The sequence below is a fragment of the Hyphomicrobium sp. MC1 genome, from assembly GCF_000253295.1.
Lineage (GTDB): Bacteria > Pseudomonadota > Alphaproteobacteria > Rhizobiales > Hyphomicrobiaceae > Hyphomicrobium_B.
Map to the genome: position 1 here is coordinate 3,781,264 of NC_015717.1, position 25,086 is coordinate 3,806,349.

Sequence of the window (25,086 nt, forward strand, 5' to 3'; positions counted from 1 at the left end):
TCCTCAGAATGGCCAGCTGATGATCTGCTTCATCGCCTCACGCCGCCCTGGGCAAAAAGACCTTGAGGCCTGAATCTGAGAAACACGACGATCAGCACGAAGATGATGAAGCGAGCGAACGTATCGTTCGTGAGTGCCGCAAAGACGGACTGCATCTCACCGGCCATGCCGCTAGCGGCAACACTGCCCGCGAGCGAACCCCCGCCGACGATCACCATCAGGAACGCCTGCACGACGTAACTGGCGCCCATTGTCGGCAACACGATTGCGAGCACACCGAAGAGCGAACCAGCAACACCTGCGAGCCCCGCGCCGAGTGCAAACGTCATCATGTATATCCTGCCGGAGTTGATGCCGAACGAGGATGCCATCTCCTTGTTTTGCACAACCGCACGGACTTGAATGCCGAAACGCGTCTTATAGAACAGAAACCAGAGCGCCAGCACGAGCAGCGCGGTTATGGCCAGGACAATGACGCGGAACGTCGAGATGGAGGCCGATCCAAGAGCAATATTGGTTGAGAAGATCTCGGGCACGGATATGTATTTTGGGTCGCTGCCGAAGATCAGCCGCACGCCCTGCATCAGCACAAGCGACACGCCATAGGTGGCGAGAAGCGTATCCAGCGGTCGTTTATAGAGATAACGGATCAGCCCACGCTCCAAGGCGAGGCCTACGAGCGCCACGATCACGAATGATGCGGGAATACAAAGCAAATACGGAATTTTTAGATACGACTGCAGCATGTAAGAGCTGTAGGCGCCGAGCATAATGAACTCGCCATGAGCCATGTTGATCACGCCCGCCGTGCCGTAGATGATCGTCAGCCCGAGCGCCGCGATGAGCCAAATGCTCGCAATACTGACACCCAGGATAAGCGCATTCACAAGCGAACCGAGATCCATGGCGAGTATGTTCCTTACCAAGAGGGCGCAGACCTACGCCCCCGCACTCGAATGAGCGCGTCTGCATTTCAACGTTGGTCATGAGGCGGGCCCGCGTCGCGGGAAAGCGCGGGGCCCGCTTTCGTCAGATGACGTTGGTGCGGATTTTCCCGTCAGGCGCTTTCAGACCGTCCTTGGTGCAGGTGCCTAGGTTCGGGTAAATCGAGTAAGGATCGGGCGCCACGTTCTTTTCCGCGGACTTCAACACCTTAAAGGTGCCGTCGGCCTGGCACTGGCCGATCTTCGGCTTCAGCCACGTGTTGAAGTTATTCTCGTCGATCCAAACCAATCCTTCGGGCGATACGGCATCTTCAACCTTGAGGCCGCCCGAGTGATCGCGAATGGCGCGCGGCGTGACGTTTTCGATGCCTACCGCGGCGGCGGTCTTCTCCAAGCCGTATTTGAAGACGTACGCGGAGAGGTATGTTTCCTCCATGTTATAGTGCGTCACGCCGTTCTTGCCGTACTTGCTCTTCAAGAAGCCCTCGACGAACTTGTGGTTGGTCGGGTTATCGAGCGTCTGGAAGTACGGAGCTGAGAGGAAGTGACCAGCGCCAAATTCGGCGCCCATCGCGCGGGTTTCGATTTCGCCGGTGGTAAGCGATGCAATCGGCATCGAATCCACTTTGAAGCCTTCCTGCTTGAACTGCTTATGGAAGGCGATGTCCGACGCACCGACGACCGTAGAAAAAATGAAGCTCGGCTTGGTGTCCCGGATCTTGTTGAGGACGGGACCGAATTCGGAGCTGCCGAGCGGGATGTATTCCTCGCCCAGCAGCTCTCCCCCTGCTTGTTCCAGCCAGATCTTCGCGTTCTTGTTCGATTCCTTCGGCCATACGTAGTTCGAGCCGACGAAGAAGACCTTCTTGCCGAACTTCTCGACCATGAAAGGGATGAGGTCTTTTGAGTGCTGGTTGGCGAGCGGACCGGTGCAGATGGTGTTCTGCGTGCACTCCGCACCTTCGTAGCAAGTCGGATAGTAGAGCAGATGGTTGCGCTGCATCACTGTCGGTAGAATGGCCTTGCGGCTCGCGGACGTGTAGCAGCCGAACAGCGCGATGACCTTTTCGCGAAGGATGAGTTCTTTTGCTTTCTCGGTGTAAACGTTGAAGTCGGATTTGGCATCGACGATGACGGGCTCAACCGGCACACCATTGACGCCACCGTTCTTGTTGATCTCTTCGAATGCGTATTGGAGCACCAGCGTCGAATCCTCCTCCGGCACGGCGAGTGCGCCGGTGAGAGAGAACAGCAGGCCGACTTTGATCGGCTCGCCTTTTTTGAGCGTCGCCCCCCAGGCCTCGCCCGACTTCGGCAACCAAACGTGAGGCATCGCTACGGCTGCAGAAGCAGCGAGCGTCGTCTTAAGAACTTTGCGGCGAGTGAAATCCATTTATCCGGTCCCCTGCATGGCGGAGTGGCGGCGCCCCCCGCGACACCAAACGCTAGACGTTTGAGCTACGATCTAGCCGCTAACATCTAGATAATTCACGAGGAGATCGGGAGCGTCAATTATTTTTCTTGCCCGCCGAGAAAATAATTCTCTATCTAGATATTCTTGATGAAATATCGTGCGTATCCCGCATTTTTGACGTGCAGGCGGCTGAAATATCGGGCAAAAATCGGCGATCTAGAGAATTCAAAAGAGCTCGGATTTTTACTTCGTCCCGCAACCGATTTCGGCCTTAACAGCCATTGACGCGAGCATTGCATGTGTGTTTTTGCCTTCAAAAATTGTCGCTCGCCCTTTCGCTTTCCAGGAATCATAGGTGGAATGCGAGCACAGGTCGGATGATGGTTACTTACGAATTGAAAAGGTGGCGCTAGACGTGTCGTCCCTTCTAGACACACGCAGGGCGACTATATTGGGGAGCTAGCGTTTTCGGGCATGAAAGTCATAATTGCAGACGACCACTGGGTGGTCAGACAATCCCTCAAGCAAGTGATGCGCAGATTGGAGCGCACCCTTGAGACATATGAAGCCGAGACCTTCGGCGAATTGGTCGCCCTGCTCGCCGAGCATCCGGATACGAGCTTGATCCTGCTGGACCTCGTCATGCCCGGTTTCGATGAATTGGGCGGATTGCACGCCCTGCGCTCAAAGTTCCCGGAAGTGCCTATCGTCGTCGTGTCCGTGCACGAAGATATTGAGCACGTCATCCGCTCTCTCGAACAGGGCGTAATCGGATATATTCCGAAGTCGGCGCCCGGCCCTGAGATCGAACGCGCTCTTGAGCGCGTGCTGGCGGGAGAGGTTTCTTTTCCGCGCCGGATTATTGAGCGCTCATCGGCGCCGCCGGAACGTCCGCAAGAAAGTTCTTCCGAACGCGACCACGGCGTCCTCACGGAACGCGAGCGCGATGTTCTTGTGCTGCTTGGCGGCGGTTCGTCGGTCAAGACCATTGCTGAGGAGCTTGGCTTGAGCAGCCAGACCGTGCGCATCCATCTCGGAAACGCAATGAAGAAATTGAACCTTCGCGATCGAACGAGTGCCGTGCATTATGCAGTTACGCACTTCGGTCGCGCCGCAAGTGCAGCCAATGGATGACGGCCCACCTACAAAATCGGCAGCTGAGGCAATCTGGGCCGGATTGGACGCCATCGACAGCGGTATTCTCGTCTGGTCGCCTGATCGCTTGCTCGTTTATATCAACGACGCTTTCTACCGGAACTGCAATCTGCCCGTCACTCTTGGCATGCGGTACGAGGAGTATGTGATCGGCGTCGCCCATTCGCATGAATGGGTGCTCTCTTGCCCGCCTGAACAATGGGCCTCCGAGAAACTCGAAGATTTCGGCTCCATAAGTGATGCGGACTTCCAATTTGCTGCGGGCAATATCATTCATGTCGCACAACGCCCCACGTCGGCAGGCGGCATGGCCGTTACATTTACCGATGTCACTTCGATCAAACATAACGAGCACGAGTTGCGCAAAGCCAAGGAATTGGCAGAAGCAACGGACGAGGCGAAGTCGCGGTTCCTCCGCGCCGCCAACCACGACCTGCGCCAACCGCTCGCGTCACTGAAAATACTCATCTACAATTGTCTTCACGCCGAGGACGAAGAACAGCGACGCGAAATTCTTCACGCCATGGGCGTCGCCGCGTCCATTATGGAAGATCTCCTCGGAGCACTCCTACAGATCGGGCAGCTCGACGCGGGAAGGATCCAGCCGCGCATCACCTCTTTTCAGCTCTCAGAACTTTTCGAGCGCCTGAACATTCAGTTTCGTCATCAGGCCCAGGAGAAGGGCCTTAGTCTCAAGTTCGTGCCATCGTCCAAGACCGTCTCGACGGATCGCGCGCTACTTGAGCGCATCCTCAGTAATTTCGTCGCCAATGCCATTCGTTTTACCGAAGTGGGTGGCATTGTTGTGGGCTGCAGGAGAGAGGTACGCGGCATACGCATCGAGGTTGTCGACACGGGACGCGGTATAAGGCCCGAAGACACCGAACGCGTTTTCGACGAATTCTACCGCGTTGCCGACGGCAAGCGTTCTCAGAAAGACGGCCTCGGCCTTGGCCTTAATATCGTCAAGCGACTGGCTGCATTGCTGGAACATCCAATCCGGCTGCGCTCTCAACCTGGAAAGGGTTCGACTTTCTCGCTTTGGATTCCACTGGGAAATATCTGGCACAGCGATGTTGCCGCCACGACCGACATCAGCGAGGCCGTCGCCGGAGAGTTTGCAGGAACTCCGGTGCTGCTTGTTGAGGACGACGAAATTCTGCGAGAATCCATGGCGCAACTGCTCCGCCGTTGGGGGATTGATGTGCATGCAGCTGCGAACGAAACCGATGCGAAGCGGCTTGTCTCCGAAGGCGCCGTCGCACCCGAACTCATCATTGCGGATTACAATCTCCAGACCCGCACCGGCCTTGATGTCATCAACGTGATACGCGACCTCGTTGGCGATCAAATACCGGCGATCGTCGTTACCGCCGACGCCGATCCAAAAGTAGTCAGCACTATTCGCGATGCCGGTGTTCCTGTGCTTATCAAGCCCGTTAGTCCGCCGCGACTGCGGGTGTTGATGCACAACCTCCTATTCGAGCCCGAGTTACTCAAGCAGATGGGCCATTGAGCTCTTTCGAGTAAAGGACAATCGTCAAAGTGGAAGACCGCTTAACGCCCGTGCCGATCGGCAGCATGATTCCCCTCACGGGGCCATCAGCCGCGGACGGGGCTGAGTTTCGAAACGGAATGATCCTGGCGTGCGAAGAGTTGAATGCCCGCGGAGGATTACTTGGTCGCCCTATCCAGCCGATCTTCGCCGACACCTGCAGGCAGACGGCGAAAGAAGTCGTCTCCGCGGCGCGGTGGCTGATCGAAAAGCATCGCGTCCACGCCATCGTCAATGGCTATAACATTGGCGCACAAAATTCGGAATACGAGCCGATCGCCGACGCCGGCATCATTTATGTTCACGCCAATACGCTTCTTCAGCACCACGACACCGTGATGAGCGACCCCGAACGTTACTTCGGTTGCTTCATGGCGGACCCGGCGGATTATTGGTATGGCCCAGGATTCATAAAGTTCATCTCCTGGCTGCGCGACAGCGGACAATGGACGCCGAATTCCGATCGCCTCGCCATCATTTCTGGATCAACTCCCTACAGCATAGTCATTTCCAATGCGATGGCGAGTTCTGCAGCGAGCTTTGGCTGGCGCGTTTGTTTCGGCCCCAAGATCGTCCAAACGCCAACGAGCCAATGGCGTGATGTCATTGAAGAAGTTCGCGCGACAAATCCGGCGGTATTGGCCAACACACATTTCTACGCCGGCGATCTCGCGCATTTTCAGCGGCAGTTCGTGGAAAAGCCCATGGATTGCCTTGTCTATCTCCAGTACGGGGCAGTCCATCGAACCTTCACGGACATCGCACAGGAAGCGAGTGTCGGCGTCATCGTCTCGTCCGTGATCGGGCTTCTCCGCGACGAGATGGGCAAGCGTTTCGAGGCACGTTACAAAGCGCGCTTCGGAGATGGCTCGACGCCGACAATCGGCTGCCAGTCCTATAGCAACATGCATCATTATGCGGTCGGCGCCGCTATGGCCGGAGGCTCCGGTCCGCCTGGTGACTTCGAGCAGAACAAGAAAGTCGCGTTCGCCTTAAAAGGCATGATCTACCGCACTGTTCACGGCACCATTCGCTACCATCCCGACTGGCAGGCTGTCGTTCCATACCCGGTCATGACGCGTGATCCATCGCTCGGCATGCCGCATATCTTCTATCAGATCCACGACCACCGGGAGCCGCTGTCGATGATCGCTCCCGAACCCTATAATACCGAGCGCTTCATCTATCCGCCATGGATGAACAAACGACCGCTCAAAGTGATGCCTGTCGCGAGCAAATCTGCGGACACGGATTTGGGTTCGGCTTCCGGCGAGCAGCCACGACGTTGATCCGCTAGAAGATCAAATTCGATCCAATAAAAAAGAGACATGCGAGCTTCCATGTGTTGGACGGAAAGCTGCGCATGTCTCTGTTCTTGTAGAACGAGGTTGGCTTTAGAAGTTAACCTGGATCGTACCGATGAACCGGTTGACGTCTTTGTTGCCTGCTGTGTCCTGGTTCGCTTTCGAATAGAGCGCTGACATCATCATGTCGTGCCCCTTGATGATGTAGTTCGTTCCAACGGAGTACTCACTGATGTCGGGCGAAAAATTGTGATCGAATTCCTGATAGCGAAACACCGGCTGGAACTTACCTGGCCCAACTTTCTGATTGATCAGATAGCTCGTGAGAAACATGTAGGAATTGCCGTCCGGAACGCCATTTCCTGTCACAAGCGAAGTATCGATGCCGCTCGTATCGTAGACGTAATAAGCACCTTCGAGCGTGAAGACGTCGCCGCCGAAGACCTTCTTCTGCATCAATACATCGGCACTGAAGCCCTTATAGTCTCCCGACCTGATGCCATCCGTGGCGGCGTTGCTCTGGAACTGCCCGACGAGGCCAACCGATAGCAACTCTTTCTCGCCGTAGTAGTCGCTCGACGTATAGTAGCCGGCTTCTTTGTCCCAAAAGTCATATTGCACACGACCAGATACGAGAGGGCCGTGGGCATCTGGATTGGCACACGAGTTGTCACCCGCCGTGCAGCCCTGGAAACCGCCGATCATGTATTTGAACTTGCCGATATCGCCCCAGACGGAACCACCATTGTCGCGGCCGCCGAAGAGCTGCGGGAATACGCTGATGAACGGATATTCGCCGCCGTCCGCCTGATAGTAGGGTCCATCGAGGTTCACGCGGTCAGTGGGAGGCAACATTCGGCCGGCCCAGACATTGAACGATGGATTGAATTCAGCGCGGAGAATAGCGTCTAGCGTTCGCACGCGAGAGATGTCGGACGTGTCATCCGGCGCATGATCGATTTCCGTGTTGTAGGTGAATCCCCAGACTTTGTTGAACTGCCCATTCACGTTGATGCGGGCACTGGTCAGAGCAAAGTCGTCTGTATTGCTAACGTCTGGGTTGTAGATGTATTGCGCTTTGACGCTAGCTCCGAAGCTTATCCAGGACTGATCGTCCCAAAGCTCGAATCTCTCTCCCGCGTGAGCACCGGAGTTGCTTGCGAGACCTAACCCAATGGCCAACAACGCCATTCTTCGCGTGTTACGCATTAAAATCCCCCTGGATCTAAAAGTGCGAGCTCCCAGCAGACGTGACGGCAAACCCCGGGTGACGCCACGTCCGCAGCCAACTGAGAGTAGATCCTAGAACCAAAAATTCCGAAGTAATTACAATGACTTGGTCGCACAAAAATGAACCGGCCGCTGCTCAAATAACAGCCCAGACATCGAGAGCGACGGATGGAAGAGAAAGTTCTTTTGATCAATACGTTAGGGCTAAGTTGGGGGCTCGATGTGCCGCGGACGCCATAACACGACATGATCAATAATTAGACATTTCTCGTGTTTTTAACTAGACGTATTGACGTAAAATAAAGCCGCATAAGTATCAATCTCGCAACTCATCTAGGTTATTCGTCTAGATATATAATTATGCGATTTGATTAGATGAATGGACGCACTGCCTTTCGACGTTCGAGAATGTCGGCGACGAAAGCTCGCTGTCCTCAACCGACTTTCGCCACGGCTCAGAGCTCATAACAGGGATGGAGGGCGCCATGGTCCCGACGCAGCACGGATGGATTGCCGGTGCCGCGCACTGCTGTCCTAACGCGACCCGCCGAGGACAAGTCGGCCACGTGCCAAAGAGCGGGATTGAAACATTCGGCAGGCAAGCGTCGGCGCGAAGAAAATCGGCAACGGCTCGAAAGAGCGTCCAGCATCAGAGAAGCTGACACGGGTCGATGGGATCGGCATGCCGACGATGCGATTGCGGAAGAGCTTCAGCTTTCGGTTTACGCTTTGGGCGTGCCGCCGCTGTCATCGGTGCCGCGATCAGGCCATGTATGGAACGGCTTCGCGAAGTATGCAAACCCGGATGACCGCACAGGCCGACTGCAATACCTCTCTCTAAGCGTTAAGTTCGACCTGATCCAGGCATCGCCGGTGTTTCGGCGCTTTCTGCGCTCATAGGCAGAGCCTAACCACTGCTACATGAATTAATAATTCTCGTCATTGCGTGGCTCTCATAGAGAGATTTCTGGGCAGGCCATCTCCGCGACCATGGCGGATGGCCCCAGAAAGGGACGCGAGTATGCCGGTAGAAACGATCGACACCCTCATTATTGGAGGTGGACAGGCTGGCATTGCCATGAGCGAACACCTGAACAAGAGCGGTGTGCCTCATATCGTTCTGGAACGGAAACGGATTGCGGAACGGTGGCGTTCGGATCGATGGGATTCGTTGGTGACGAACGGTCCGGCATGGCACGATCGTTTTCCGGGGCTTCAGTTTTCCGATGTCGATCCGAAGATCGGACCCGACGATTTCGTGCCAAAAGAAACCGTGGCCGACTACCTGGTCGCCTATGCCAAGAAGTTCGCGGCGGCAATCCGCTGTGGCGTCGAGGTATTGAATATTGAAAGGAACGTCGGCCGTCTCGGATTCGTGGTCGAGACTTCAGACGGCGTTATTGAGGCCAAGCGGGTTGTTGTCGCGACTGGCGCCTTCCAACGTCCGATCGTACCATCGATTGTCCCGGCGGAAAGTGGCATTGAGCAATTGCACTCCACGGGATACCACAAGCCCGAACAGTTGCCTGAAGGCGCGGTGCTGATCGTCGGGGCCGGATCTTCGGGCGTGCAAATCGCAGATGAGCTCTTACGTGCGGGACGACGTACTTATCTTTCCGTCGGGCCTCACGAGCGCCCTCCGCGTATGTATCGGGGTCGCGACTTTTGCTGGTGGCTAGGCGTGCTCGGAAAGTGGGATGAGCCGGCGCAGGAGCGCGGCAAGGAGCACGTCACGATTGCTGTCAGCGGAGCCTATGGTGGCAAGACGATCGACTTCCGGCGCCTTGCGGCACAAGGACTGACGCTCGTCGGCGGCACGCTGGCTTACAACGATGGTAAAATGCGCTTCGCACCGGATCTCGCGAAGAACTTGGCGCAGAGCGACGCCAGTTATCTTTCACTTTTGGATGAGGCAGACGCGTATGCCGCCAGCAATGGGCTGGATTTGGCTGAAGACCCTCATGCACGCGACGTCTTGCCAGACCCTGATTGCGTGACCAATCCGCTTTTGTCGTTGGATCTCGCAAAAGCGGGCGTTACGTCGATCATCTGGGCAACGGGATTTGTCGCAGATTATAGCTGGATAAAGGTCGACGCCTTCGATGACAAAGGTCGCCCCCGTCACCAGCGCGGCGTATCGAGCGAACCGGGCATTTATTTCCTCGGTTTGCCCTGGCAATCGCGACGTGGGTCGAGCTTCATCTGGGGCGTTTGGCACGATGCCGAGTATTTGGCCGACCATATCGCCACACAACGCAAATACTTCGCCTATCATGAAAAATCTGAACCCAAATTCGCGACGACGTAGTCGGGCTTGGCTCAATGTTCGGAGCCGATGCTCTGCTATGTCGAGCAACCCAGCCCACAGGTGCTAAACCTGCGAATGCATTGACTGGACCTCATGGCGAGAGCGTCTGGTCGCAGCCTCAAGTGAGACGTTCATGGCGCATACCCGTATCCGCAAGTTCAATACCAAAGACACGTATCCGGAACAGAACCTGGATAACGACCTTGCTCAGGCCGTGGTGACACAAGGCGGAAAAATCGTCTGGCTGCGAGGCCAGTGCCCGCAGAATCTCGACGATGCCGTCAACATCGATAGCCATGATCCGGTCGCGCAAACCCACAAGGTCATGCAGAACATCAAGCAGCTGATCGAAGAGGCCGGCGGCAAGATGGAACATCTGGTCAAGGTCGTCGTTTATCTGACCGATGTCCGTCATCGCGAGGCGGTCTACCGCACGATGGGCGAATATATCAAAGGCGTGCATCCGGTTTCGACCGGGCTTGTCGTTCAGGCGCTGGCGCGCCCGGAATGGCTGGTCGAAATCGACGGCACCGCCGTTATTCCGGACTAGGCCAATGACATTTTCGATCGTCGCCCGCTGCCGCAAGACAGGAATGTTCGGCGTTGCCGTAACGTCATCTTCACCTGCTGTCGCCGCGCGTTGCGCCTGGGCTCGGGCTGGCGTCGGCGCCGTTGCGAGCCAAAACGTGACCGATCCGGCCTTGGCGTCACGCGTGCTGGACCTGATGGCTGAAGGCGCGACTGCCACCGAAGCCGTGGCGACCGTTGCGCGCACGGCCAATCACATCGCTTACAGACAACTGCTGGCAGTGGATTCTGCGGGAACGAGTGCCGCCTTTTCGGGGGAGAAGGCGCTCGGCATCTGGTCGCACTACCACCAAGACGACGTTGCCTGCGGTGGAAATCTCTTGGCGGACGCCAACATTCCTCGGGCTATGGCCGAGGCGTTCACAGCGTCGGAAGGCCCTCTTGGTGACCGTCTCATCGGTGCTCTGCGCGCGGGGCTTGCGCACGGCGGCGAAGCTGGCCCGCTACATTCTGCCGGTATGATGTTGGTCCGGGAGATGTCCTGGCCTGTCGCAGATCTTCGTTGCGATTGGACGGAGGATTGTCCCATCGAGCAACTCGCGGCGCTCTGGGAACGCTACAAGCCTCAACTCGAATCCTATGTCACCCGAGCTATCGACCCGGAAGCGGCGCCGAGCTACGGCGTGCTTGGGGATCCGTGACCCGCATATAAATCCAGCGACGAGAGGACAAGATGAACCAACTCAGCCATCGCGATTGGCTCGGCGCGGCATCGGCGATCCGTTTTCGCAACAAAGCGTTCATCGACGGACAATTTGTGCCTGCCCGCTCCGGCAAGACGTTCGCCAGCGTCAATCCTGCCACCGGCGAAATCCTAGCGGAGATCTCGTCATGCGATCATGAGGATATCGATCTCGCCGTTGCCGCTGCTCGCCGGAGTTTCGAATCCGGCGAATGGTCGCGAGCAGATCCCGCGCACCGAAAGGCCGTCTTGCTGCGGCTAGCCGAGCTCTTGCGCGAAAACTTGCAGGAGTTCGCGCTGCTCGAGTCTCTCGACATGGGCAAGCTGGTGCAAGACGCTGCCACCATCGACGTACCCGGATCGGCCGGAATTTTTCAATGGTACGCCGAGGCCATCGACAAGGTCTATGATGAGATTGCCCCTTCTGCAGATGGCAATCTCGTTATGGTCACGCGAGAACCGCTCGGCGTCGTCGGCGCTGTGGTGCCGTGGAATTTTCCACTTGATATGGCGACCTGGAAGTGCGCCCCAGCGCTTGCGGCAGGCAATTCCATCGTCCTGAAGCCTGCCGAGCAATCGCCGCTTTCCGCGCTGCGCCTTGCTGAGCTTGCCATCGAAGCGGGACTACCCGCGGGCGTTCTCAATGTCGTTCCCGGCTTTGGCGAGACTGCAGGACAAGCACTTGGCCGTCACATGGATGTCGACTGTCTCGCATTCACCGGCTCGACCGCCGTTGGCAAACTTTTTCTCGAATATGCCGGCCAGTCGAACATGAAGCAGGTCTGGCTGGAAACGGGCGGCAAAAGTCCGAACCTCGTCTTCGCCGATTGCAGCGACCTCGATGCCGCGGCCGACATGGCAGCCTTCGGCATATTTTTCAATCAGGGCGAGGTCTGCTCAGCCAATTCGCGCCTGCTCGTCGAGCGTAGCATTCGCGGACCATTGCTCGAACGTCTTGTCCAGCGAGCGAAGGCGACGCAGCCGGGCGATCCGCTCGATCCTGCCTCGAAGATGGGAGCGATGGTCGATGCGCGTCATGCAGAACGGGTCGTCTCTTTCATCGACGCAGGCCGAAAGAGCGCCAAGCTCGTTATCGGCGGCGAAGCGACGAAGGTAAATGGCCGTGGTAGCTTCGTATTGCCGACGATCTTCGACGAGGTGAAGCTCGATGATCCTCTTGCGCGCGAAGAAATATTCGGGCCGGTTCTTTCCATCGTTGCATTTGATACCGAGGAAGAAGCGGTGCGCATTGCTAACGACACGCCCTACGGTCTGGCGGCGTCGGTTTGGACCGACAATTTATCGCGTGCTCATCGTATCTCGTCGCGTTTGCGAGCAGGCACGGTCTCGGTCAATACCGTTGATGCTCTGAGCCCCGCGACGCCCTTCGGAGGTTTCAAGCAGTCGGGCTTCGGCCGGGATCTGTCTCTGCACGCGCTCGACAAGTATACCGGCCTGAAAACCACGTGGATCAAATACCGGTTGAATGGACATTGAGCTAGCGCCGCCGTCCTGGCGGCGTTTCAGTGTGATGCGAGACGCGCGATCAAGCGGTCCAGCATGGCGTCACATTTGCGAATTTGCTCGATCGATACGAACTCGTCTGGCTTATGGCCCTGTGCCATGGAGCCCGGTCCGCAGACAACGCTCGGTGTGCCAAGGTCGCGACTGAACAGGCCGCCCTCGGTGCCGAACGCGACCTTGATCGTGCCGTTGGAACCGGTGAGAGAGCGGACGAATGCAACGGCTTCGCTGGACGCTGATGTATCTAGTCCCGGATAGCTGTTGACGACGCTGATCTCTATCGCCGCCTCGGGTGCCTGACGCGCAGCGTTGTCAGCGATAATGGCTGCACGCCTTCGCAGATTATCGAGAATTTCTTCCGCGCTGTCGGCAGCGACGTTTCGGATCTCGAAATCGACCTCACAACGGTTCGGAACGATGTTGAGCGCCCGGCCCCCGTCGATGCGGCCGACGTGAATGGTGGTATAGGAAATATCATAGTCATCGTCGCGCGCGCCTTCTTGGGCGAGGTGCCGTTGCTCCTCCCTTAGCGCCGCGACGAAATCACATGCCAGGTGAATGGCATTAAGAGCGAGGGGCGCGAGCGCCGAATGGCCTTCGCGGCCGATACAGACCGCGCGGGCGGCGATCTTTCCTTTGTGACCGGCGGCAACCTTCATCGACGTCGGCTCGCCGATGATGCAGAGCGATGGACGCACCGCCGATTGCCGCAAGCTGTCGATCAGGCTTCGCACGCCGAGGCAACCGACTTCCTCATCATAGGAAAGGGCAAGGTGCAGTGGTCGTGCAAGCGGTGCTTTAGCGGCTTTTAGGCCGGCGGCCAACGCGCACGCGACGAAGCCTTTCATATCTGCGGTACCGCGGCCGTAGAGTTTTCCGTCCCGCTCCGTCATCTCGAACGGGGGCACGGTCCAATTCTGGCCATCTGTCGGGACAACGTCCGAGTGCCCCGAAAGCATGACGCCCGACACATCCGCCGGACCTATCGTGGCGAACAGGTTGGCCTTGCACCCGTCTTGGCTCTCGATCAGCTGCGTATCGATTGCGGATTGCCCGAGGAGATCTGCGACGTAATGGATGAGCGCCATGTTGGATGCACTGCTCACCGTCGGAAATGCAATCAGCTTTTCAAGGATTTCAATGCTATCCATGTCCAATCGTCACCGCACCGTCGCTAGCGTTAAAGGGGCCTTGGTTGCTTTATGACGCTCGACGCCGCGTCAACCATTCGAATTTGCCTAAACGGCGCTTCGTGCGGTCCGAGGCATTACCCCTGCTTAGGTCGAGCCTAAGCTTTGCTAAAGGAATCCCTAGTTTCGGTTCATCTCTCGCGGCCACAAAATTCATCTCCGCCGCCGCTTCCAGGAAACTTCGTCAAGGCACACCACATGCGCGACCCTCGCTATGACATTCTGTTCGAGCCCGTAAAGATCGGCCCGGTAACGACTAAGAACCGCTTCTACCAGGTGCCGCATTGTAACGGCATGGGCTATCGCGATCCGACGGCGCTGGCGACGATGCGCGCTATCAAAGCTGAAGGCGGTTGGGGCGTCGTCTGCACTGAGCAGGTTGAGATCCATCCGACCGGCGACATCGCGCCCTTCATCGAATTGCGCAACTGGGATGATCAGGACGTTCCCATGCTCTCGCGTATTGCCGACGCGATCCATAGTGGCGACGCCCTTGCCGGACTTCAGCTCGCGCACAACGGCATGAATTCGCCCAACCAGTATTCGCGCGAAATTCCGTTCGGGCCGGTCGATCTGCCGGTCTTCAGTATTTACAATGACCCCGTGCAGGCGCGCGCGATGGATGCAACCGACATCCGCAATCTGCGTCGCTGGCATCGCGAGGCGGCAGTGCGAGGAAAGCGCGCCGGCTACGACATCATTTATATCTATGCAGGAAAACTGTTCGGCGGCGCGATGTTCTTTCTGTCGCGGCGCTACAATACGCGAACGGACGAATACGGCGGCAGCTTGGAAAACCGCGCGCGCCTGCTGAAGGAACTGATCGAAGACACCAAGGAAGCGGTGGGTGATCGTTGCGCTGTCGCATGCCGCATCTCAGTCGACGAATTGATCGGCGAAGAAGGCCTGCATGCCGCCGAAGCGCGCGATATCATTTCGCATCTCGCCGAAATTCCCGATCTTTGGGATCTTACGCTGTCGAGCTGGGACAATGACAGCCAGACATCGCGCTTTTCGGAAGAAGGATATCAGGAACCCTTCGTAACGGGCATCAAGGCGCTGACCACCAAGCCGGTCGTCGGCGTCGGGCGCTTTACATCGCCCGATACGATGGTGCGGATGGTCAAATCCGGCGTCCTCGATTTGATCGGCGCCGCGCGTCCTTCGATAGCCGATCCGTTCCTGCCCAAAAAGATCAACGAAGGCAGGCACGACGACATCCGCGAATGCATCGGTTGCAACATGTGCGTCTCAGGCGATCACAACATGACGCCGATCCGTTGCACGCAGAATCCGTCCATGGGCGAAGAATGGCGCCGGAATTGGCATCCGGAATATATTCGGCCGTCGCAGTCTGCCAATAAAGTCCTGGTCGTGGGCTCGGGACCGGCTGGACTCGAAGCCTCGATGATGCTCGGCCGGCGCGGATATTCGGTTGCGCTTGCGGAGCGCAATAGGACACTCGGCGGACGCGTCGCGCGTGAGCGTCGCCTGCCCGGACTTTCCGCATGGGGCCGCGTTGCCGATTATCGCATCGCCCAGTTGGAAAAACTCAACACCGTCGAGATCTTCCGCGAGAGCGATCTCACGGCCGACGATATTCTCTCATTCGGATTCGAGAACGTCGTGATCGCGACGGGGTCGCACTGGCGTTCGGACGGCATCGGGCGCCATCTGCTCCGTCCGGTTCCAGTCACCGGCGACGTCGAGATCCTGACGCCAGATGTCCTGATGAACGGCACGCGTCCGCGGGGCAAAAACGTCGTGATCTATGACGACGATCACTACTATATGGGCGGCGTGCTTGCGGAGCTGCTAGTCAAGGAAGGCTGCAGCGTCACTCTCGTTACTCCCGCCGCACTTGTGTCCATCTGGATGCAGCTGACGATGGAGCAGCACCGCGTTCAGGCACGGCTGATGGAACTCGGCGTGAAAATCGTGCCGCAGCATGTCGTGACGGCCATCTCCGAGAAAGGTGCGGAGACGATCTGTCTCTTCACCAATCGACCGACGGTCATCCCGGCGGAAAGCATCGTGATGGTCACGGCACGGCTGCCTGATCACAAGTTGGCAACCGAGCTTGAGGCGCGCCGCAGTGAATGGTCGGCCGCCGGTCTCATGAGCGTCAGCACTGTCGGCGACGCCCTGGCGCCCGGGACGATTGCCGCTGCGGTTTTCGGTGGCCGGCGCTATGCGGAAGAACTGGATGCTCCCGTCAACGAAACAGGCCTTCCGTTCCGCCGCGAAGTCGCCAGCCTCTCGATGGGGCCGCTACCGTGGCAGAACGCATCGGAGCCCGAGGCAGTTCGGGTCGACGATCGGGTTTAAAGTCACCGATATTCTGGTTCATCGCCAACGATAAAAATTGCGAAGACTGCAATAGAACAGGGCACTGCGATGCGCGATCCTCGCTACGATATTTTGTTCGAGCCGATAAAGATCGGTCCTGTGGTCGCGAAGAACCGCTTCTATCAGGTTCCTCACTGCAACGGCGGAGGATATCGAGATCCTTCGGCGGCGGCCGAGATGCGCCGAACCAAATCGGAGGGCGGCTGGGGCGTCATTTTCACCGAACAAACCGAGCTGCATCACACTTCGGAAATCACGCCCTTCATTGAACTGAGGTTGTGGGACGACGCGGATATTCCGGTCCTCGCCAAGATGGCAGACGCGATGCACGCTCACGGCGCATTGGCGGGCATTCAGCTCGCCTATTCCGGCGTGAATGGCCCCAATCTCTATACCAAGGAAGTTCCGCGCGCGCCGTCCGCGTTGCCGATCCGTACGTTTACGAACGATCCCGTCCAGGCGCGCGCCATGGACAAACAGGATATTCGCGACTTGCGGCGCTGGCATCGCAACGCGTTCCTTCGCGCCAAGCGAGCGGGCTTTGATCTTGTCTGTCTTTATGGCGCGCATGGCTTCGGCATCATCCAGCATTTCCTCTCAACCGCTACCAATCAGCGTAACGACGAATATGGCGGATCGCTGGAGAACAGGTCGCGTCTGATGCGAGAGCTCATCGAGGAAGGGCGGGACGCTATCGGGGACACCTGCGGCCTGACACTCAGGCTCTCGCTCGATGAAATGATTGGCGAGCTTGGATTTGCCAATTCTGAAGTGCGCGATCTGATTGCAATGCACGCCGATCTGCCCGATCTCTGGGATCTCGCCCACGGCGCTTGGGAAGATTGCTCCGGTCCTTCCCGCTTCAAGGATGAGGCGGCGCAGGAGAGCCTCGTTATGGGAATCAGGGCGCTGACGACAAAGCCGGTTGTTGGTGTCGGCCGCTTCACGTCACCAGATACCATGGTGCGGATGATTAAGTCCGGAACGCTCGATTTGATCGGGTGCGCCAGGCCCTCAATCGCCGATCCATTCTTGCCCAAGAAGATCGAGGAAGGGCGTATCGAAGATATTCGCGAATGCATCGGGTGCAACATCTGCATCACGGGCGACATGACGATGTCGATCTCACGCTGCACTCAGAATCCGACATTCATGGAGGAGTGGCGCAAGGGTTGGCATCCGGAACGCATGCAGGCGAAGGGTGAAAGCGAGAGCGTTCTGATCGTCGGTTCCGGACCAGCCGGACTCGAAGCGGCGCGTGCGCTCGGCTTGCGGGGCTATCAGGTGGCGTTGGCGGAGGCCGGAAAAGAGCTTGGCGGTCGCGTCGCAAAGGAGTGCAAGCTGCCGGGTTTGTCCGCGTGGGGACGAGTTCGTGATTATCGGCAATATCAGATCAGCCAGATGAGCAACGTCGAGATCTATTTCGACAGCCGCTTGACGGCCGATGATATTCTCTCGTTCGGCTATCAGAATATCGCCGTTGCCACGGGTTCGACGTGGCGATGTGATGGGGTCGGTCGAGCGCACGTTGTACCGATGCCGATCGATCCGGGCATGGCGATCTTCACGCCCGATGATCTGATGGCAGAACGGATGCCGTCAGGGCACGTCGTGCTCTTTGACGACGACCACTACTATATGGGCGGCGTACTTGCCGAACTTCTGGTGTCGCGTGGAGCGCTCGTGACGCTTGTTACGCCGTCAGCCTATGTCTCAGATTGGACACGCAATACCCTGGAGCAGGCGGCGATCCACCGCCGGCTCGCCGGACTCGGTGTCCGCATCGTGCTCAACCAAACTGTGACGCGTATTGCAGCAGACGGCGTCGTCACGGCTTGCTCCTACACGGGCGAAGAAGACAGCATCGAGGCTGACGCCGTCGTTCTTGTCACGTCACGCATTCAGAACGACGGTCTGTGGCAGGAGCTGAAAGCGCGTCAAGCTGAGTGGGAAGACGCTGGTATCCGATCAATAAAAGTCATCGGCGACGCGGAAGCACCCGGGCCGATCGCGTGGGCAACCTATGCCGGGCATCGCTTCGCTCGCGAGCTAGACGAAGCCGACATCGGGGACACTCTCCCGTTCCGGCGCGAAGTCACTGCACTCGCAAGCTGAGCTGAGACGCAAACCGCCACGGCGTTTGTTGTCGCCGCGGCGGATCGGACATTCAATCCATCGACGACGATCAATGGTTCTCGTCGATCTCGTCGTGCAGCAAGCTCAGCAACTGCCGCTTGAGAGCGATGAATTCCGGTTCAAGGATCAGATTGGTCGTGCGAGGCCGCGGGATATTTACCTTCACCTGAGCCTTGATGCGACCCGGCCGGGCCGTCATCACCAGCACGCGGTCGCCAAGAAGAAGCGCTTCTTCGATGTCGTGCGTCACGAACAGCACTGTCTTGTGATGGCGCTCCCAAACGCGCAGAAGCAGCTTCTGCATCGTCGTTCGCGTCTGGCTATCCAGAGCGCCGAACGGTTCGTCCATCAAAAGAACGGCGGGATCGTTCGCCAACGCGCGCGCAATCGCAACGCGTTGCTTCATGCCTCCGGACAGCTGCGACGGGTAATGGTTCGCAAACGCCGTTAGGCCGACCTCTTCAAGGTATTGGTCGACGATCTTGCGGCGCTCGGGCGCCGCCATTCCTCTTCGCTTTGGGCCGTACTCGATATTGGCCCGCACGGTTAGCCAGGGAAAAAGTGTATATCCCTGAAAGACCATGCCGCGCTCACGACCGGGCTCGAACACCTCATGCCCGTTGACGAGAATGCGTCCAGACGTGGCGTCGTGAAGGCCGGCCGCCAGATAAAGCAGGCTCGACTTTCCGCATCCTGACGGGCCCACAATGACGCAGAATTCGTTATCGGGCACGGTGAAGGATACATTGTCGATCGCCAGAACTCCAGCGCTGCCGCCATAGCGCAGTGAGACGTTCTCGACGGCGATTTGATCGCTCGTGGACATCGCCACGGCCTGCTGGTCAACGGCTTGCATCATCTTGTCCGCGACGGAGGCTTCCCTGTCCAAATCGGGTTGATCGATTACCATTCGCTGCGCGTTGCTCGTCATACTGCCCACGGCGCGGCCCTCCGGCGTAAAATTCTGAATGCCGTGTCGGTTATCAGTCCGAGCACGCCGATCGCGGCGATGGCCATGAAAATGATGTCGACCTGGAAGCCGCGCATCGCCTTGAGACTGATGTAGCCGAGGCCGCTCGATGCTGCGACGAGTTCAGCGACGACCAGATAGGTCCAAGCCCAACCCATCGTCACGCGCAATGTGTCGAGAATTGACGGCAGAGCCGCCGGAAAGATGACGTGCCAGACAACCTCGCGCCGACGCGTGCCGAGCGTATAGGATGCATTGACGAGGTCCTGAGGGACGTTACGCGCGCAATCGGAAATCATCACAAGCTGCTGGAAGAAAGTGCCGAAGAAAATCACGGTAATGCGCTGCTCGATGCCAATGCCGATCCACAGGATGAACAGTGGAACGAAAGAGGTTACAGGCAAATAGCGGATGAAATTGACCAGCGGCTCCAGGCCGGATTGAACGAGCTTGTAGGTGCCCATCCACAAGCCGAGCGGAACTGCGATCAGCGACGAGATGATGAAGCCCAGGATGACGACCTCGGCACTCGCCATCGTGTTTTCCAGAAGGCTGCCGTCAGCAGCCTTCTCGATCGTTCTGGTGACGACGGCGCTCGGTGTGGGCAAGAAGGTGCTCGCCACCAGACCGCCGTAGGACAGAATGGCCCAGGCGCCGAGAACGAGCAGCCAAACCAACGCTGCGGCTGCGAGACCCGTGCTCTGCGGTATGTTGCCGAAAGGTGTGGTCAAGCGCATCCAAGCGGATTTTCGTTGTGGCATGCGAGTGCTCGTCTCGATCAGGTAGGCCGGTAAGGAAGGTTCGATTATTTCACATCAATGAAGCGCGCATCGACGAGCGTCGAAGCATCCTGCTTCATTTTCAGTTTGCCGGTCGAACCCAAGAAATCGTTGGCGAACCCGATCAGCTTGGAAAGCCCAGAGGAACCATCGGCGGGACCCATGTAGGCAATGTTGCGCTCACGATCGTAGTAGAGCACGCCCTTCGCCGACTGGGCGAAGTCTTCCGGCTTCTCAAGATAGCCACCAACGCCTTTGGCCATGATCGCGTATGCCTCAGTCGGATGCTGCTTGAGATATTCGATGGCCTTGTAGTAGGCGCGAACGAAGCCTTCGACCTCTTTGGGGTTCTTCTCGATCACGTCACAACGCAGCGCGACGACGTCGACGATGGAGCCAGGCGTGGTGGACGAGTCGATCAGGACTTTGCCCTTTTTCTGCTCGCGTACGAACGACAGGTGCGGTTCCCAGGTGACGGCTGCGGGAATGCGGCCAGCGATGAATGCCGCTGCGGCGTCATCTGCCGTCAAGTTTGTAATCTTGACGTCGCTTTCGGTCATACCCTCCTTTTTGAGGAGAATATTGAACCAGAATTCCGAAATTGATCCCTCATTAAGCCCGACTTCTTTTCCTTTGAGATCCTTGAGAGACTTCACGTCATCCTGCGTGAGGACGCCATCTCCGCCGTGGCTCTCGTCGAGGGCCAGGACATACTTGAAGCAGAGGTCTTTGGAGCGGTATTTTATAAGCTCGTCGACCGTTGAGGCCGCGCCATCGAGATCGCCGCGTGCCGTAGCTGCCATATAGAGCGAGGCCTCCTCGATGATCTTGAGGTCGACGTCCACGCCCTCTTCTTTGAAATAGCCGAGGTCGCGCGCCAGAAAGAGCGGGCCGTAGCCGACCCAGGTCGTCATGCCGAGACGGAGCTGTCCGGCATTCGCCGCCAACGGATTGGAAATGCCGATCGACAACGCAATCGCGGCAGTGAAAAGCGTCTTTTGCAGCATTCTTGCAATCATGTCGGGTCTTTCTGGATTGGTCGGCGCCATCGCCCAGGACGGGCGAAGCCGATGTTGCTGGTTCGAAGTTCCGTTCTTGAGCTTCCGCGAAAACCCCGGTTTCGTGAGCGCGATCGGTATTCGTCGCCGGAGCCAAATGACAACTCGGTGATAAAATCACCCTGGTGGCTCGGGACGAATTACTCATTTCATCTGCCCTGCTTCGACAAAGCCGAAGCAACACCCAGATCTCGCTGTTGCGGAGTTTGGAAAGTCCGAAGCGCCGGCCGACGGTTATTTTGGCTATTTGCGCGACCAACGTTCAAAATTTGGAGCCGCCATGCCGGGAATGTAGGCATCGGAGACGTGGGCACGACAATGTGCCTCAAAGGCCGAGATCAGCCTCGATTTTCGCAATTGTGATAGTGTTGCGATGCCGATCGTCATCGGCCGATGGTCACCCACCAGCCGCAACCGAACGACGCGTCGGCCGTCGAGCGCAAAGTCTGACCGTGGCCGCACATTGGCGAGCGTGTAACCGTAGCGATTTGCAACCATGGTGCGGACGACATCGGGGTGCGGTGACCGCATTGCGATGGAGGGCTCCAGCCCCTCTTTCAAGAAGAGGGCAAGGAAGTACTCGCGGCTAAGCGGCAGGTCGAGCAAAACGAGCGGCTCTTTCGCTAAGTCCTGCAGGCTCACCGCGGGCTGGCTTGCCAACGGGTGCGTCTCGGCAACCACGACGTGGACCGGCAAGCTCGCCAAAGGCACGAATTCGATATCGTCGGCGAGTTGCAGATCGTAGGTGACCGCGACATCGATCTCGCCACGGCGCAGACTGTCGAGCAACTGCTCCTGATTGTTCTCGACCAAACGGATTTGCGCCGCCGGGAAAGCCGAAACAAAGGAATGAGCAAGTTCGGGCATGACCATCGGCGTGATGGTAACGAAGCTCCCGACCGTCAGCTGTCCTCGCACCTGATCGATAGCTTCGCTCGCTGCGGTATAGAGAGCGTTCGCCTGTTCGATGATGCGCTTTGCCTCAAGCAGCAAAATGCTGCCCGCCGGTGTCAGAGACAGGCCCTGCGCATGCTGCCGAATGAACAACTGCACGCCGAGTTCCTGTTCCAGACTGGAAATTGCGGTCGATATCGACGGCTGGGAAATGTTTACGCGCTCGGATGCGAGGGTAATGCTCCCGGTCTCGGCGGTGGCGATGAAATATTCGAGCTGTCTGAATGTGAAGCGCATAATTCTGGATATATCATGCACTAACGACAGGGAAAGCTCACCAAAGTCGCAAGGCAAACTCTGGGGGTGGCGTCTACGCCAAACCGGCTCGATACGTTTCGCGCTGCGCTAAGCGAAGGACGCCCTAAGACTTTCGGCCCCACGAACGAACGCATTTATGTTAATAATGAAGCCGCCGACCATCGGCGGCGCATCGGGCTCACGGATGAGGTTTAACCCCGCGCCTCTGGGCTGCAGAAAATTCGATAGAGCGCCTGAACGAGGAGCGCGTTTTTTTTCCGTCGGACGATAGAAGATCTGCTTCGCCTCGCAACGCGTCTCGACAACGCCCGCCTCGGATCGACATTATACATTTTTGCATAATGTATAGCGTCGCCCGATCAAGGCTCCCTTTGGAAAATGATTTTGCTAGGCAAAGTTCGCGGTCAAACAGCCGCGCATCCGCTCCGAGACAGGGAAGATGCGGTTAGCGGTTCCGTTCCCGCGTATACCGATCCGACACCAAGTACGAGCGGTTCCGAGCGATCGAACGTCTCAACAACACTTTCAAGCTCTTTAAGCTGACCGCGCGCAACCTTCTGATTTTGACGACTGAGCGAAGACGCCACACCAACGGGTGTATCCTCTGACATCCCGAGCGCGATGAGGCGCTTGGAGATTTCTGCGGCGAGAGGCGCGCCCATATAGAAGATCGTCGTCGCCGAAGGATCGGCGATCGCCTGCCAATCGAGATCTTCCGGCAGACCGCCGTTTTTCGAGTGCCCCGTCACGAAGCGTACTGATTTTGCGTGATTGCGATGCGTCAGCGAAATTCCGAATGCGGAAGCCATCGCCGATGCCGCTGTTATGCCGGGTACAATCCGTGCCTCCAGACCTTCTGCTGCAAGATACGATACTTCCTCTCCTGCCCTTCCGAAGATCGCGGGATCTCCGGCTTTCAGGCGAACGACATGACTGCCCGCGCTGGCGTATTCGACCATCAGCCGATTGATGTCGTCTTGGCGGCAGCTCGGCCGTCCGCCTCTTTTGCCAACGCAAATCAACTCGGCGTGTCGCGGCGCCAATTCGAGTATGGCGTCAGACACAAGCGCATCGAATAGAATGACGTCCGCTGCTTCTATGGCTCGCAACGCCTTGATCGTCAGAAGCTCGGGATCACCAGGCCCCGCGCCGACCAGCGTAACGCAACCGCGCGACTTGTCGCCTTTTGTTGCCGAGCCGATCTTCGCTGCTGACCCCTTCAGCATTGAGGCAACCGGCGCGACGGCTGCCTTTAAAGCCAAACCGAACATTCTGAGCAATGACAACCGTCCCGGACTTGCCTCCGGTTGCAAAAACGTCGTCGCATCTGATTGCATGAAGAAGTCCTCAGCTATCGCCGATCCGAATTTCAGGCTTCAAAAATTGATCAGTCCACCGAAGCTGACGAGGTCGAGGCCTTCGAGGTCGGATAGACTGGACACACCCGACACATCCGCATCGTAGTGCTGATATTTGACGTAGACCGTCATCGCTGCTGCGTCGATCTCCTGGGCTATGCCACCGCCGTAACGCTGGAACGAGCTCCCCGTGGCGCCAAGCGCCAGCGCAGCCGGTCCAAGCTGGTCATCGTATTCGGCATAATCGCCATAGACGATCGTCGCACCCAGCGGCGTCCAGTTCCGGCGAATACCCGACTTGATGTACCAGTGATGGCTGTCGGGTGCGGTCGCGCCGTTCACAAGCTTTGCGTCGTTGTTGTCCTCACGGCCGTACGCGCCGTGGAAGAACAGACCCGTCGGCATATGCTCGATGTAGCCGCCGGCCTGGAAGTATTGACTGTCCTTCGAGGTCAAGACTGCCGTGCCGCTGATGCGCTCATCAGAGTTCTCAGAATAGCCGACGCCAAGGTTGACCTTGAAGTCGTTCCACTTGCCGGCATAGCGCGCTGCAAGTTCCCAGTCGTCGTCTTCGCCCCAACTCGCCGAGACAGAGAAGCCGCCGAACACAGGTGAATCATAGCGCACCGCGTTCATCACGATGCCATCGCAATCGCCGCCGATCGGCGCATCCTGCGAATAACAATAAGACAGCTGCCCCCACGTCATGTTGCCTGGTGCATAGCCGCCGCCCTTCTGGCGCAGCTTGAACTGCGGAAAGCCGTCGAAGAACGTGTAGTTGTCGATGACCTGCGTGCCGGATTTGTCCGTGAACATCGCCGCGCTTTTTGAAGCGTTCGCCTGACGGCCGACGCTCAAGCTGCCCAACTGGTCGCTCTTCAAATACCAGAACGACATCTGGACATTGAGGCCTTGGTTGAAGTCCGCCGAGTTCTGGTTCATGGCGTCGCCGGTCGAGGCGTTGCGGCCAAACGGATTATCCGCAAGGTTCTGGATGCGAATCAGGTAGCCGGCGGTCCATCCAGGCAGGATCTGCGCCTTGCCGTTGAAGATCACATGCGTGGCCTGCGTCGGGCCGAGGCCGTGCAGGTAGACGTTGCTTTCAGCACCATCGTCCCACCAGGTCATCTCTTGAGCCACATAGCCTGAGATCGTCAGCGAGACCTTGCGGTTGCCTTTGCGCGCCGTCGTCGCTTCAAGCTCGGCAACGCGTTCTTCCAAATCCGCGCAGCAATCACCGCCAAGGTCGGCTGCCCGAGACGGGGTAGAGAAACTCAGCAACGCACCAAACGCCAGCATCACAGAAAGATATTTGCTTGCTCGCTTCAAA

General features: G+C 57.8%; 20 protein-coding genes. 10 read left to right on the top strand and 10 right to left on the bottom strand.

What is annotated here, in order from left to right; translation table 11 throughout:
- Window positions 1–29: 29 nt before the first annotated feature.
- Window positions 30–905 carry an urea ABC transporter permease subunit UrtB gene (gene urtB / locus HYPMC_RS18265; RefSeq protein WP_013949551.1) on the bottom strand — a complete coding sequence of 292 codons (876 nt, stop codon included), beginning with the start codon at window positions 903–905 and terminating at the stop codon, window positions 30–32.
- 124 nt (window positions 906–1,029) lie between these two features.
- The gene (locus tag HYPMC_RS18270; protein ID WP_013949552.1) at window positions 1,030–2,337 is read right to left on the bottom strand and encodes a transporter substrate-binding domain-containing protein; all 1,308 of its coding nucleotides are present in this window, start codon (window positions 2,335–2,337) and stop codon (window positions 1,030–1,032) included.
- A 495-nt stretch (window positions 2,338–2,832) separates the two neighbouring features.
- Here HYPMC_RS18270 and HYPMC_RS18275 point away from each other — a divergent pair, with 495 nt between their 5' ends.
- Genes HYPMC_RS18275 through HYPMC_RS18285 form a run of 3 tightly spaced genes read left to right on the top strand, consistent with a single transcriptional unit; the run spans window position 2,833 to window position 6,357 of the window.
- Window positions 2,833–3,492, top strand: a complete 660-nt coding sequence (locus tag HYPMC_RS18275; RefSeq protein WP_013949553.1) for a response regulator transcription factor — start codon at window positions 2,833–2,835, stop codon at window positions 3,490–3,492.
- On the top strand, window positions 3,446–5,029 hold the full coding sequence (locus HYPMC_RS18280; RefSeq protein ID WP_013949554.1) for an ATP-binding protein: 1,584 nt from the start codon (window positions 3,446–3,448) through the stop codon (window positions 5,027–5,029). The genes HYPMC_RS18275 and HYPMC_RS18280 overlap by 47 nt, the downstream gene beginning before the upstream one ends.
- Before the next feature lie 29 nt (window positions 5,030–5,058).
- Window positions 5,059–6,357, top strand: a complete 1,299-nt coding sequence (locus HYPMC_RS18285) for an ABC transporter substrate-binding protein (protein ID WP_013949555.1) — start codon at window positions 5,059–5,061, stop codon at window positions 6,355–6,357.
- Between the two features lie 105 nt (window positions 6,358–6,462).
- Here the strand turns inward: HYPMC_RS18285 and HYPMC_RS18290 are convergent, their stop codons facing one another.
- The gene (locus tag HYPMC_RS18290) at window positions 6,463–7,581 is read right to left on the bottom strand and encodes a porin (protein ID WP_013949556.1); all 1,119 of its coding nucleotides are present in this window, start codon (window positions 7,579–7,581) and stop codon (window positions 6,463–6,465) included.
- 603 nt (window positions 7,582–8,184) lie between these two features.
- Between HYPMC_RS18290 and HYPMC_RS18295 the strand changes: the two genes are divergently transcribed.
- The 5 genes from HYPMC_RS18295 (at window position 8,185) to HYPMC_RS18315 (ending at window position 12,677) form a co-directional block, all read left to right on the top strand.
- Complete coding sequence (locus tag HYPMC_RS18295; RefSeq protein ID WP_155831280.1) at window positions 8,185–8,502, top strand: hypothetical protein; 318 nt, start codon at window positions 8,185–8,187, stop codon at window positions 8,500–8,502.
- A gap of 121 nt (window positions 8,503–8,623) precedes the next feature.
- Entirely contained in the window at window positions 8,624–9,910 is a 1,287-nt protein-coding gene (locus HYPMC_RS18300) for an NAD(P)/FAD-dependent oxidoreductase (protein ID WP_013949558.1), read from the top strand.
- Window positions 9,911–10,043: 133 nt separating this feature from the next.
- Entirely contained in the window at window positions 10,044–10,460 is a 417-nt protein-coding gene (locus HYPMC_RS18305; RefSeq protein WP_013949559.1) for a RidA family protein, read from the top strand.
- 4 nt (window positions 10,461–10,464) lie between these two features.
- A complete protein-coding gene (locus tag HYPMC_RS18310; protein WP_013949560.1) occupies window positions 10,465–11,139 on the top strand; it encodes a DUF1028 domain-containing protein in 675 nt (224 codons plus the stop codon).
- A 32-nt stretch (window positions 11,140–11,171) separates the two neighbouring features.
- Window positions 11,172–12,677: an aldehyde dehydrogenase gene (locus tag HYPMC_RS18315; RefSeq protein WP_013949561.1), complete on the top strand. Its 1,506-nt coding sequence runs from the start codon at window positions 11,172–11,174 to the stop codon at window positions 12,675–12,677.
- 26 nt (window positions 12,678–12,703) lie between these two features.
- Here the strand turns inward: HYPMC_RS18315 and argE are convergent, their stop codons facing one another.
- Entirely contained in the window at window positions 12,704–13,855 is a 1,152-nt protein-coding gene (gene argE / locus HYPMC_RS18320) for an acetylornithine deacetylase (protein WP_013949562.1), read from the bottom strand.
- Between the two features lie 237 nt (window positions 13,856–14,092).
- On the opposite strand from argE, the gene HYPMC_RS18325 reads away from it, so the two are divergent.
- Together HYPMC_RS18325 and HYPMC_RS18330 are read left to right on the top strand one after the other, a co-directional pair.
- Window positions 14,093–16,222, top strand: a complete 2,130-nt coding sequence (locus tag HYPMC_RS18325; protein ID WP_013949563.1) for an FAD-dependent oxidoreductase — start codon at window positions 14,093–14,095, stop codon at window positions 16,220–16,222.
- Window positions 16,223–16,291: 69 nt separating this feature from the next.
- Window positions 16,292–18,358, top strand: coding sequence for an NAD(P)-binding protein (locus HYPMC_RS18330; protein WP_013949564.1), 2,067 nt, complete (start codon window positions 16,292–16,294; stop codon window positions 18,356–18,358).
- 70 nt (window positions 18,359–18,428) lie between these two features.
- On the opposite strand, the gene HYPMC_RS18335 is transcribed toward HYPMC_RS18330, so the two are convergent.
- The 6 genes from HYPMC_RS18335 to HYPMC_RS18360 all read right to left on the bottom strand — a co-directional run bounded on the left by HYPMC_RS18335 (window position 18,429) and on the right by HYPMC_RS18360 (window position 25,085).
- Entirely contained in the window at window positions 18,429–19,205 is a 777-nt protein-coding gene (locus HYPMC_RS18335) for an ABC transporter ATP-binding protein (RefSeq protein ID WP_244421065.1), read from the bottom strand.
- Between the two features lie 101 nt (window positions 19,206–19,306).
- On the bottom strand, window positions 19,307–20,086 hold the full coding sequence (locus HYPMC_RS18340; protein WP_244420921.1) for an ABC transporter permease: 780 nt from the start codon (window positions 20,084–20,086) through the stop codon (window positions 19,307–19,309).
- A 68-nt stretch (window positions 20,087–20,154) separates the two neighbouring features.
- Window positions 20,155–21,147 (bottom strand): ABC transporter substrate-binding protein, encoded by a 993-nt coding sequence (locus HYPMC_RS18345; protein ID WP_024276424.1) that lies wholly within the window; start codon window positions 21,145–21,147, stop codon window positions 20,155–20,157.
- 282 nt (window positions 21,148–21,429) lie between these two features.
- Complete coding sequence (locus HYPMC_RS18350) at window positions 21,430–22,377, bottom strand: LysR family transcriptional regulator (protein ID WP_013949568.1); 948 nt, start codon at window positions 22,375–22,377, stop codon at window positions 21,430–21,432.
- A gap of 425 nt (window positions 22,378–22,802) precedes the next feature.
- Window positions 22,803–23,735 carry a uroporphyrinogen-III C-methyltransferase gene (cobA, locus tag HYPMC_RS18355; RefSeq protein ID WP_013949569.1) on the bottom strand — a complete coding sequence of 311 codons (933 nt, stop codon included), beginning with the start codon at window positions 23,733–23,735 and terminating at the stop codon, window positions 22,803–22,805.
- 39 nt (window positions 23,736–23,774) lie between these two features.
- Window positions 23,775–25,085 carry a porin gene (locus tag HYPMC_RS18360; protein ID WP_013949570.1) on the bottom strand — a complete coding sequence of 437 codons (1,311 nt, stop codon included), beginning with the start codon at window positions 25,083–25,085 and terminating at the stop codon, window positions 23,775–23,777.
- Window position 25,086 lies beyond the last annotated feature (1 nt).

Coding starts and splice junctions, on each gene's coding strand:
- urtB (WP_013949551.1), bottom strand. CDS start 905: ATGGATCTCGGTTCGCTTGTGAATGCGCTTATCCTGGGTGTCAGTATT.
- HYPMC_RS18270 (WP_013949552.1), bottom strand. CDS start 2,337: ATGGATTTCACTCGCCGCAAAGTTCTTAAGACGACGCTCGCTGCTTCT.
- HYPMC_RS18275 (WP_013949553.1), top strand. CDS start 2,833: ATGAAAGTCATAATTGCAGACGACCACTGGGTGGTCAGACAATCCCTC.
- HYPMC_RS18280 (WP_013949554.1), top strand. CDS start 3,446: ATGCAGTTACGCACTTCGGTCGCGCCGCAAGTGCAGCCAATGGATGAC.
- HYPMC_RS18290 (WP_013949556.1), bottom strand. CDS start 7,581: ATGCGTAACACGCGAAGAATGGCGTTGTTGGCCATTGGGTTAGGTCTC.
- HYPMC_RS18300 (WP_013949558.1), top strand. CDS start 8,624: ATGCCGGTAGAAACGATCGACACCCTCATTATTGGAGGTGGACAGGCT.
- HYPMC_RS18305 (WP_013949559.1), top strand. CDS start 10,044: ATGGCGCATACCCGTATCCGCAAGTTCAATACCAAAGACACGTATCCG.
- HYPMC_RS18310 (WP_013949560.1), top strand. CDS start 10,465: ATGACATTTTCGATCGTCGCCCGCTGCCGCAAGACAGGAATGTTCGGC.
- HYPMC_RS18315 (WP_013949561.1), top strand. CDS start 11,172: ATGAACCAACTCAGCCATCGCGATTGGCTCGGCGCGGCATCGGCGATC.
- argE (WP_013949562.1), bottom strand. CDS start 13,855: ATGGATAGCATTGAAATCCTTGAAAAGCTGATTGCATTTCCGACGGTG.
- HYPMC_RS18325 (WP_013949563.1), top strand. CDS start 14,093: ATGCGCGACCCTCGCTATGACATTCTGTTCGAGCCCGTAAAGATCGGC.
- HYPMC_RS18330 (WP_013949564.1), top strand. CDS start 16,292: ATGCGCGATCCTCGCTACGATATTTTGTTCGAGCCGATAAAGATCGGT.
- HYPMC_RS18335 (WP_244421065.1), bottom strand. CDS start 19,205: ATGTCCACGAGCGATCAAATCGCCGTCGAGAACGTCTCACTGCGCTAT.
- HYPMC_RS18340 (WP_244420921.1), bottom strand. CDS start 20,086: ATGCGCTTGACCACACCTTTCGGCAACATACCGCAGAGCACGGGTCTC.
- HYPMC_RS18345 (WP_024276424.1), bottom strand. CDS start 21,147: ATGATTGCAAGAATGCTGCAAAAGACGCTTTTCACTGCCGCGATTGCG.
- HYPMC_RS18350 (WP_013949568.1), bottom strand. CDS start 22,377: ATGCGCTTCACATTCAGACAGCTCGAATATTTCATCGCCACCGCCGAG.
- cobA (WP_013949569.1), bottom strand. CDS start 23,735: ATGCAATCAGATGCGACGACGTTTTTGCAACCGGAGGCAAGTCCGGGA.